Below are 8789 nucleotides of genomic sequence, written 5' to 3' on the forward strand. Positions count from 1 at the left end.
CGAACCCGAGCGGCTGAGCCTGACGTCGCTGCTGCTCGCCAGCGAAGACGTGCCGCTCGCGGATATGGCGGACGAGTCCCTCAATCCGCTGCGCAGCTTCGATGCCACGCACGGGTCAGGGCTGCTGACGACGCTGGAAAGCTACCTGAACAACAACGGATCGGTGGCCGCCGTCGCCGAGGAACTGACCCTGCACCGCAACACGGTCCGCTACCGGCTGGCACAGATCACCGAGCTCACCGGATACGACCCGGCCCAGACCGCGGACCGGGTGCAGCTCTGGCTGGCGCTGGCCGTGCAGCGGCTCGGTGCACGCCAGCCGCGCTGACCCGACCAACGACCACCCACAAGAGCAACGCGGGGTCACTTACGGCCCATCCCGGGCCCCGCTACGGGCGCGATGTGACCCCGCGTTGCGGGGCGGGGCTGGGCGGTCGGGCAGGGGGATCAATAGGGTCTTAGTGCCGTAGACCCGACTTCCGGCCGAGGACAACACTGGGAGAGGCAGCACACCCTTTGAGGATGCCCGCGCAAGGGTGATGCCTTCTCGCCCCAGTTCGGACGAACGGACCGGCTCCCTCCGATGCCGCAGCACGGCTGCCGATTCGCCACGGGAAATACTCAAGTAGGAGGCCGGTCATGGGCAAGAAAAAGAACAAGAGTGCCGACGGCCAAGACGAGCGGGCCGGCAAAAAGATGCGCCGCAAGGAATACGAGGCGGAGATGGCCGTCCTGCAAGGCGAGCTCGTGGCCCTGCAGGAGTGGGTGAAGTCCACCGGCGCCAAGATCTGCATCGCGTTCGAGGGCCGCGACACGGCCGGCAAGGGCGGCACCATCAAGCGCATTGTCGAGCGGGTGAGCCCCCGGGTGTTCCGGGTAGTGGCGCTGCCCACACCGACGGAGCGGGAGAAGTCCCAGATGTATCTCCAGCGATATATGTCGCACTTCCCGGCGGCTGGCGAGGTAGTCATCTTCGACCGCAGCTGGTACAACCGCGCTGGGGTCGAACGCGTGATGGGCTTCTGCACCGCGGAGCAGACCCAGCGGTTCCTCGATATGACCCCAATGGTTGAGAAGGCGATGGTCGACTCCGGAATGATCCTGCTCAAGTACTGGCTGGAGGTCGGCGCGGACGAGCAGACCCGGCGGCTTGAGAGCCGCATGGAAGATCCCCGCAAGACCTGGAAGTTGTCGCCGATGGACCTCAAATCCTACAGCCGGTGGTACGACTACTCGCGGGCCAGGGACGCCATGTTCGAGGCGACCGACAGCGCCTGGGCGCCGTGGTACGTCGCGCACAATGACGTCAAGAAGCGTGGCCGGCTAAATGTCATCAGCCATCTGCTCAGCCAGGTTCCCTACGAGCCGTTCCCGGGGCTCGACGTCGAGCTGCCGAAGCGCCAGAAGGCCGGCAACTACCGCGAGCCCACCCTGGCCGTGCGGCACATCCCGACTCCGTTCTGAACAGCGCCCTCGGTCCGACCGCCGCGAGACACGAGCCGGCCTGGAAACGGTACTTCAAGCACGACAGGGACTCCAGGCAGATCGTGCTCGTGGTCGCCGCGTTGGTGCACCTGACGCCGCCCACGGCAACGCGGGGTCACATCGCGCCCATCCGGGGTCCTGTTATGGGCGCTAGGTGACCCCGCGACGCGCGCCCTGATGGACTCGGACCGAGATCTTTGACACAGAAGTTAGCGATCAAACGTCAAACGTCTAACCTTTGTAAATGGTAAGCATGGCTAGCAGCACGGTGGCATCCGCCGTCCCCGAGACAGTACTTTCCCCGCCCGCGCCCCGGCCGCGCGGCGTCGTCATCGCGGGAGTCGTCGCGATCGTGCTCATCGGCCTCAACCTGCGCGCGGGCATCACCGGCGCCGCCGCCCTCCTCCACGACTTGCAGGCCGTGCTGGGCTACGGTCCGCTGGTCGCAGCCGTCATCCCCTCGATCCCGACGCTGTGTTTCGCGGTTGCCGGCACGGCGACGTCCTGGCTCACCCGCCAGCTGGGCCTGGAGAAGGCCATCCTGCTGTCCCTCGTGATGCTCGCGGCCGGGCTGTTGCTGCGCGGCATCCCCTCGACCGGAATGCTGCTCGCGGGCACCGTCGTCGGGATGTCGGGACTGGCTGTCTGCAATGTGGCGATGCCCTCCTTCATCCGGGTCCACTTCGCGGACCGGACCTCCCTCATGACCGCGCTCTACACACTGACCATGACCACGGGAGCCACCGTCGTCGCAGTGCTGATCGTCCCGGTCGCGCAGCAGCTCGGATCGCCGTCGGCCGGAGTCGGCTCGATCGGCGTCCTGGCCCTGTGCGCCTGCCTCGGTTTCCTGCCGATCGCCCTGCATGCGCACCGCAACGCCCCCGCCGCCGAGGCCGGCAGGGTATCCCCCTGGCCCCTGCTGCTGACCCGCGCCGGGCTCCTGATTACGGCGGGCTTCACAGTGCAGGCGCTGCTGGCCTACTCCGTGATGAGCTGGTTCCCGTACATGCTGGTGACGCTGGGGCTGACCGCCGCCGAGAGCGGCGTGATGTTCGGGCTCATGCAGCTCGTCTCCGTCCCCGCCGGCATGGTGCTCGTTGCGGTCGCCTCGCGTTCCGGGATGCGGCGCACGGCGTTCTATCTGGCCACCGTGACCATGGCCGCCGGCGTCCTGGCCATGCTCGTCCTGCCCGTCGCCTGGGCGCCCCTGACCGCGGTGCTGCTCGGATTCGGGCTCGGCATCTTCCCGCTCGTCATGGTGATGATCAGCCGCAGCGGACGCACGACGGCGGAAACCACCGCGCTCTCCACGGTCGCCCAGTCCGCGGGCTACCTGCTGGCCACGCTCGGCCCGTTCGGCATGGGCCTGCTGCACAGCGCCACCGGCTCCTGGACACTGCCCCTGAGCCTGTTGCTGGCCGTGGCGCTGGGCCAGATCATCGTCGGCCACCTGCTCACGGCCCAGCACAAGGCTCCCCAGGCGGCAGGCAAGTCCGTCGTCGAGGGAACGTCATGACCCATACCCCATCGCCCCGGCCTCCGCTGGTGGCGGAGGTCACCACCACACTGCGTGACCGGATCCACTCGGGGGAATGGCCGCTGCAGCAGCGCATCCCGGCGGAGCCGGAACTGATGGCCGCCCTCGGCGTCTCCCGTGGCACCCTGCGCGAGGCCATCAAGGCACTGGCGCACAGCGGCATGCTGGACGTGCGCCGCGGGGACGGGACCTACGTCCGCGCCACCAGCGAGCTCCCCGGAGCGGCGCAGCGGATGTACAGTGACCATTCACAGCTGCACATTCTTGAAGTGCGGGTGGGGCTGGATACCCAGGCGGCCCGGCTTGCCGCGCGGCACGCCACGGCCGGCGACGTTGCCGCCATGCACGCGCTGCTGACGGCACGCCGCGGCGCCTGGCTTGCCGAAGACTACGCAGCCTGGGCCCGTGCCGACTGGGACTTCCACGTGCGGGTCGCGCAGGCCTCGGACAATCCGCTCCTCTATGAGCTCTACGTCAGCTTCGGCGAGGTCTTCCACAACGACCTCCTCCGGCAGCAGCGCCGGGGCGGTTTCGACGGCCTGCCGCACGCCGGCCACGGCGAGCTCGTCGCGGCCATCGAGGCACACGACGAGGACGCCGCCGTCGCAAGCGTCCACCGCAACCTGAACTCCTGCGCGGAGTGGATCCAGACCTAGGGGCATTTCCGTGCGTTCTTCGGGGGCCGGGGTCCACGGGGCATGTCCGGGCCGGGCTCAAGGACATGCCCCGCGCCGGGGCCGGCGGGTGGACATATTCCGCTTGTGCCCGGTCCCGGGCGCGGCGACTGGGCATGTCCTCCCGGAGCGAGAGGCTCCTGCCTAAACCCCCGACGACCTAGCGAGGATGGCCACCAGCTCCGAGCGGGATCACGGGCGCTCCGGAGGTCGTCGGGCTCCCGGTATTCCGGGTTTTCCAAAGGAGCCGGGTTGATGCTCGGTTTCAGCGGCGCCCTCCACGGACTCCTCACCGGAGGACGGCGCCGCGAATTCTGTCCTTCAAAGCCGCCGGAGGTACGCCATGGGTCACAGTGCCGCGAGTTCCTGCGGGGACGTTCGTTGTGTCCCCGCCTCCTCCCGGCGGCTCCTGGCGGTGTCCCAACGGTGCCGGTGGACGGCCGCCAGCCTCGGCTTCGTGAACGCCGAATTATAACGGCCGGCCCTGCGCCCAGCAGCAGGTGTCCGGCATGCCGAAGGCCTCCGGGCCGGAACGAAATGTTCCGCCCGGAGGCCTTTGTCCTGCGCCAGGGCCGGAGGTTCCTGAAGGCCGGAACGAAATGTCCCGGCCCTCAGGACCTGACGGCGATTCCCAGGCGCCGGTATTAGCGGGCGAGGCCCTTGAAGACGTTCTTGGGGCGCTGCATCTCGCCGTGCTTGGCGCCGAGGACGATCACCGTTCCGGCAAAGACGGGAATGGCCCACTGCAGGATTTTCAGCTGCTGCTGGGCGGAGCGGAGTTCCTCGGACGCACCGGGCTTGGGCTCCGTGGCACCCTTGGCGCCTTCGCCGGCGAGCTTGTCCACCTTGGCGCCCTGAAGCCCGGCATACAGGCTCACGGCGGCACCGGCGAGGGTCACTATCGACTTGAAAACGGTCAGCCGGGTGACGCCGTCCTGCTTGGCCATCCGTCCCTTGTTCTCCCACATGATGGCCAGGCCTGAGAGGAAGTGCGCTCCGAACGCCGCCGTCTGGAACGGGGCCCACTTCTTCCAGCCCAGGCTCGAGAGCCGCGTGCGTTCGCTCGAGTCCTTGGCTTCGGCCGTGGCACCATTCAGCCCAATGGCTCCCATCAGCGAACCGCCGAACCAGGCGCCTGCCGTCAGGTCGTGGATGGATCGGGCAACAAGATTACCTGCCATGGAAAGTTTCCTATCGTCGGTGGTTGAATCGGGATCTGCCGTGACCCACTAATGCCACAACTCGGCCATAGTAAGCACACTTAGCAAAAACTTGCTAGTCCGGGGCCGGCAGGCTGCTTTCCCTGCGAGATCCCCGAGGATTCCCCGCGGATCCCCGCGCATCCCCCGCGGATCCCCCGCGGATCCTCGTGCGGATCCCCTGCGTAGAATCGACGGCATGGAATCATCCGGGGCCCAGGACCAGCCCGCCACCTCTGGAGGCGCCGTGGGGGAAACCCTCGGGGAAGCTGCGGACGCCGCTGAGGCGGCGTCGAACAGCGCGGTGCTCGACGCCGTCGCACGCTCCGGTTTCGCTGTCATGGCGCTGCTGCATATCATCATCGGTGCGATTGCCGTGGCCCTTGTCCTGGGAGCCCCTGGCCAGGCCGAGCCCACCGGCGCGATCGAGCAGCTCGCGGCCAACCCGTGGGGCCCGGCGGTCATGTGGGCCGGCTTCGTCGGCTGTGCCGGGCTCGCGCTGTGGCAGTTGAGCGAGGCGACCCTGCGCGCCCGGCACCTGCCCCGCGGCGAACGTCCAGGCAAACTTGTCTCCTCGGGTTTCCTCAGCATCGCGTACGGCAGCGTCGGGCTAAGCTTCGCCGGTTTCGCGCTGGGCAATCGCGGCGATTCCGGTGACTCCAGCAAAGATTTGAGCATCACGCTGGTCCGGAACCCCTTGGGCGTGCCGGTCCTCATCGGGCTCGGGCTGACCATTGTCGGGATCGGCGTGTACTTCATCATCAAAGGGGTCGGGAAGAAGTTCAAGGAAGAGTTGCACTATTTCGAGGGGACGCACCGGGGCCGCCTGGTGAGCGGCCTCGGCGTGGCCGGGCACATTGCCAAGGGCGTGGCATTGATCCTGACCGGCCTGCTGTTCGTCATCGCCGCGGCCACCAACAATCCCGGCTCGGCCACCGGACTTGACGGAAGCCTCAAAGCCCTGCTGGGGCACCCCTTCGGCCCGATTTTGCTCCTGCTGATCGGGGCGGGGTTTGTTGCCTACGGAGTGTTTGCGCTGGTCCGGGCCCGGTTCGGGCGGATGTAAGTGCCGGCCACAGCTGCCTACCGCAGCTGCCTGCTGCAGCTGGCAGACGGAGGAGCCGGGGCGGTGGCGGCTAGGTCGCTGCCTTCCGGAGCGGGACAACCTCGCCCTCGCGGTACAGCAGGGCGCGGACCTCGGACTCTGCGGAATCCAGCCGTTTCGGGTCGATGGTCTCCCCCGCCTCGAAGTGGTCCAGCAGCCGGGGATCAACATAGCTCTTCCGCGTGATCGACGGCGTGTTCCCGAGGACACCCGACGCATCCACCATGGCCCGGCTCACCGCGCGCTTCCGGGCCTGCACCTTCGGCTGCGGCCCGCTCCGGGCCAGGCTGACGGCCGCGGCGACTGTTCCGCGCAGGGTCCGGAAGTCCTTCGCGGTGAAGTCCTGCCCGGTCCGATCCTTCACGTAGGCGTTGATGTCCGCGCTGGAAACAAGATGCCAGCTCCGGCCGTCCTTGTAGGCCAGCAGGCGGGCGTTGCCGCCGCGGCGCTTGAGCTGGCGGACGACGGCGGCGAGGTCGGCGTCGTCGATCCGCGACTCCCAGATCTGGCCGCTCTTGGCGGGGAAACCGAGCCGGAGTTCGTTCCCGCGCACCTTCACGTGGGCGCAGAGCAACGTGGCAAGGCCGTGGCTGCCGTTCTCGTTGGTGTAGCGCTCGGACCCCACCCGGAGTGATCCGCTGTCCAGCATCCTGAAGGCGGCCGCCAGTACACGCTCCCGGGTGAGCCCTTCCGAGCGCAGGTCCATGGTCACCAGGCGGCGCGCGGCCGGCAGGGTCTCCGCCAGCTGCAGGGAACGGTCGAACTTCAGCCGGTCCTTCTTCTCCCGCCAGCCCGGATGATAGATGTACTGCCGCCGGCCCACGGCGTCGAGCCCTGTGGCCTGGATGTGCCCGTTGTCGTACGGGGCAATCCAGACGTCCGTCCATGCCGGCGGGATGCCGATGCCCTCCAGCCGCTCCCGCACCCGTCCGGGCGGCAGGGTGGACCCGTCCAGGTCCTTGTAGCTGAAACCGGTCCCTGCGCGGAGGCGGCGGTACCCCCGGCCGGACGCGTTGCTGTGACGAAGCCTCATGACGCTAAGCCTACTGACTACCGCCCCGGATCCCCCGCACCCAAAAGCAACGCGGGGTCACTTCGCGCCCATAATCCCCTCCGGGACGGGCGCTAAGTGACCCCGCGTTGCTGTGGCCGTGGCATTAAGGACCGCTAGACTTCCGCGGCCACCCCGCCGCGGGAAATCTGCACCATCGCCTCGCGCGGGACCACCTTGATGCGCTCGCGGGCGACCTCGACGCCGTGCGATCCGCCGGCCGCCGTCGCCGTCCCGCCGAGGGCGCGTTCGTGCGCGTCGAGCGCGAGCCAGCCTTCCCAGCTGGTGTACGCGATACCGCGGCTTTCGAGGAGTTCGACGATCGCCTCCGGCGCGGGCACCGCCGCCAGCGGCAGGTTCCCGCGGTCCTCGAGCACGTACGTAACGGTTTCCAGGGCGTCGCCCTTGGTGTGGCCGATTAGGCCCACCGGTCCGCGCTTGATCCAGCCGGTCGCGTAGATCCCCGGCACGTGGGCGCCGGAGGCGTCCAGGACGCGGCCGCCGTCGTTGGGCACAACGCCCTTGCCGTGGTCGAACTCGACCTCGGGCAGGGCCGAACCGAAGTAGCCGATGGCGCGGTAGACGGCCTGGACCGGGTAGTCGATGAACTCGCCGGTGCCGCGGGCGTTGCCCGTGCCGTCCAGCTCGGTGCGCTCGAACTTGATGCCGGCAACGCGGCCGGGGGCACCGGCTTCGCCGGTTTCGTCCCCGTACACCTCCACCGGGCTGTGCAGGAAGTGCAGGTGCAGGCGGCGGGAGGCCGTGAGCTCGGCGAGGTCATCCGGCTGCTCGGCGATCCAGTTGGTAAGGGTACCCACCATGGTCTTGGTCTGGTTGTTGCTCTGGATCTGCCGGTCGGATTCGGCGTCGAACTCGAAGTCCTCGGGATAGAGGATGATGTCCACGTCCCTGGAGTGGGAGAGTTCGCGCAGCTCCAGCGGCGTGAACTTCACCTGGGCCGGGCCGCGGCGGCCGAAGACGTGCACGTCCGTGACGGGGGAGGATTTCAGCCCGGCGTAGACGTTGTCCGGAATCTCGGAGACCAGGAGGTCGTCAGCGTGCTTGGAGAGCATCCGCGCGACGTCGAGGGCGACGTTGCCGTTGCCGATCACGGCGACTTCCCTGGCATCCAGGGGCCAGTCTCGGGGGACGTCCGGGTGGCCGTCGTACCAGGAGACGAAGTCGGCGCCGCCGTAAGAACCCTCGAGCTCGACGCCGGGGATGTTCAGGTCCGCGTCCTTGATGGCGCCCGTGGCGAAGATGACGGCGTCGTAGTGGGTGCGCAGGTCCGCCAGGGACAGGTCCGTGCCGTAGTCCACGTTGCCGAAGAAGCGGATGTCGCCGCGGTCCAGGACCTTGTGCAGCGCGTTGACGATGCCCTTGATGCGCGGGTGGTCGGGGGCCACACCGTAGCGGATCAGGCCGTAGGGCGCCGGGTAGCGGTCGAACAGGTCGATGCTGACGGTGAGTTCGCCGCTCTTGACGGCCTCGCTCTTGGTGAGGATGTCCGCGGCGTACACACCGGCTGGGCCGGAGCCGACGACGGCGATGCGCAGCGGGCGGGCGGCGGTTCCTGCGGTGGTGCTGGTTGACACGGCGGTGTTCCTTTTTTCTGTCACGGCCCAACTGACTCGCAGTTAAGGCCGTTTTGAGGGCTCATAGCGGCCTCTGCTGCGAGCTAGTTGGGGCAAGGGGGCTACGGGGTCAGTACTCGGTTCTTGGCGGGACGGGCGGGGCG

Annotated in this window: 8 protein-coding genes; 5 read left to right on the forward strand and 3 right to left on the reverse strand. The window is 68.2% G+C overall.

Annotation, left to right across the window (positions count from 1 at the left end; all coding sequences use genetic code 11):
* The 4 genes from BJG92_RS10580 to BJG92_RS10595 all read left to right on the forward strand — a co-directional run.
* Nucleotides 1-328: CdaR family transcriptional regulator (locus BJG92_RS10580; protein WP_232083965.1), on the forward strand; the 328-nt coding region annotated here is incomplete at its 5' end.
* A gap of 311 nt (nt 329-639) precedes the next feature.
* Nucleotides 640-1464 carry a polyphosphate kinase 2 gene (gene ppk2, locus BJG92_RS10585; RefSeq protein WP_232083966.1) on the forward strand — a complete coding sequence of 275 codons (825 nt, stop codon included), beginning with the start codon at nt 640-642 and terminating at the stop codon, nt 1462-1464.
* A gap of 274 nt (nt 1465-1738) precedes the next feature.
* Entirely contained in the window at nt 1739-3001 is a 1263-nt protein-coding gene (locus BJG92_RS10590) for an MFS transporter (protein ID WP_232083979.1), read from the forward strand.
* On the forward strand, nt 2998-3678 hold the full coding sequence (locus BJG92_RS10595; protein WP_232083967.1) for a FadR/GntR family transcriptional regulator: 681 nt from the start codon (nt 2998-3000) through the stop codon (nt 3676-3678). Before BJG92_RS10590 ends, BJG92_RS10595 begins: the two co-directional genes overlap by 4 nt.
* A 662-nt stretch (nt 3679-4340) precedes the next feature.
* On the opposite strand, the gene BJG92_RS10600 is transcribed toward BJG92_RS10595, so the two are convergent.
* Complete coding sequence (locus BJG92_RS10600; RefSeq protein WP_232083968.1) at nt 4341-4877, reverse strand: hypothetical protein; 537 nt, start codon at nt 4875-4877, stop codon at nt 4341-4343.
* Between the two features lie 217 nt (nt 4878-5094).
* Here BJG92_RS10600 and BJG92_RS10605 point away from each other — a divergent pair, with 217 nt between their 5' ends.
* Nucleotides 5095-5961, forward strand: a complete 867-nt coding sequence (locus BJG92_RS10605; protein ID WP_232083969.1) for a DUF1206 domain-containing protein — start codon at nt 5095-5097, stop codon at nt 5959-5961.
* 70 nt (nt 5962-6031) lie between these two features.
* On the opposite strand, the gene BJG92_RS10610 is transcribed toward BJG92_RS10605, so the two are convergent.
* The gene (locus tag BJG92_RS10610) at nt 6032-7033 is read right to left on the reverse strand and encodes a DNA topoisomerase IB (RefSeq protein WP_232083970.1); all 1002 of its coding nucleotides are present in this window, start codon (nt 7031-7033) and stop codon (nt 6032-6034) included.
* Between the two features lie 134 nt (nt 7034-7167).
* Nucleotides 7168-8646, reverse strand: coding sequence for an FAD-dependent oxidoreductase (locus BJG92_RS10615; protein WP_232083971.1), 1479 nt, complete (start codon nt 8644-8646; stop codon nt 7168-7170).
* Nucleotides 8647-8789 lie beyond the last annotated feature (143 nt).

It is taken from the genome of Arthrobacter sp. SO5 (assembly GCF_020532805.1).
In the GTDB taxonomy this organism is placed as follows: domain Bacteria; phylum Actinomycetota; class Actinomycetes; order Actinomycetales; family Micrococcaceae; genus Arthrobacter.

Bases quoted from the DNA above. Each gene is read 5' to 3' on its own strand.
- ppk2 (WP_232083966.1), top strand. From the start codon at position 640: ATGGGCAAGAAAAAGAACAAGAGTGCCGACGGCCAAGACGAGCGGGCC.
- BJG92_RS10600 (WP_232083968.1), bottom strand. From the start codon at position 4,877: ATGGCAGGTAATCTTGTTGCCCGATCCATCCACGACCTGACGGCAGGC.
- BJG92_RS10595 (WP_232083967.1), top strand. From the start codon at position 2,998: ATGACCCATACCCCATCGCCCCGGCCTCCGCTGGTGGCGGAGGTCACC.
- BJG92_RS10610 (WP_232083970.1), bottom strand. From the start codon at position 7,033: ATGAGGCTTCGTCACAGCAACGCGTCCGGCCGGGGGTACCGCCGCCTC.
- BJG92_RS10605 (WP_232083969.1), top strand. From the start codon at position 5,095: ATGGAATCATCCGGGGCCCAGGACCAGCCCGCCACCTCTGGAGGCGCC.
- BJG92_RS10590 (WP_232083979.1), top strand. From the start codon at position 1,739: ATGGCTAGCAGCACGGTGGCATCCGCCGTCCCCGAGACAGTACTTTCC.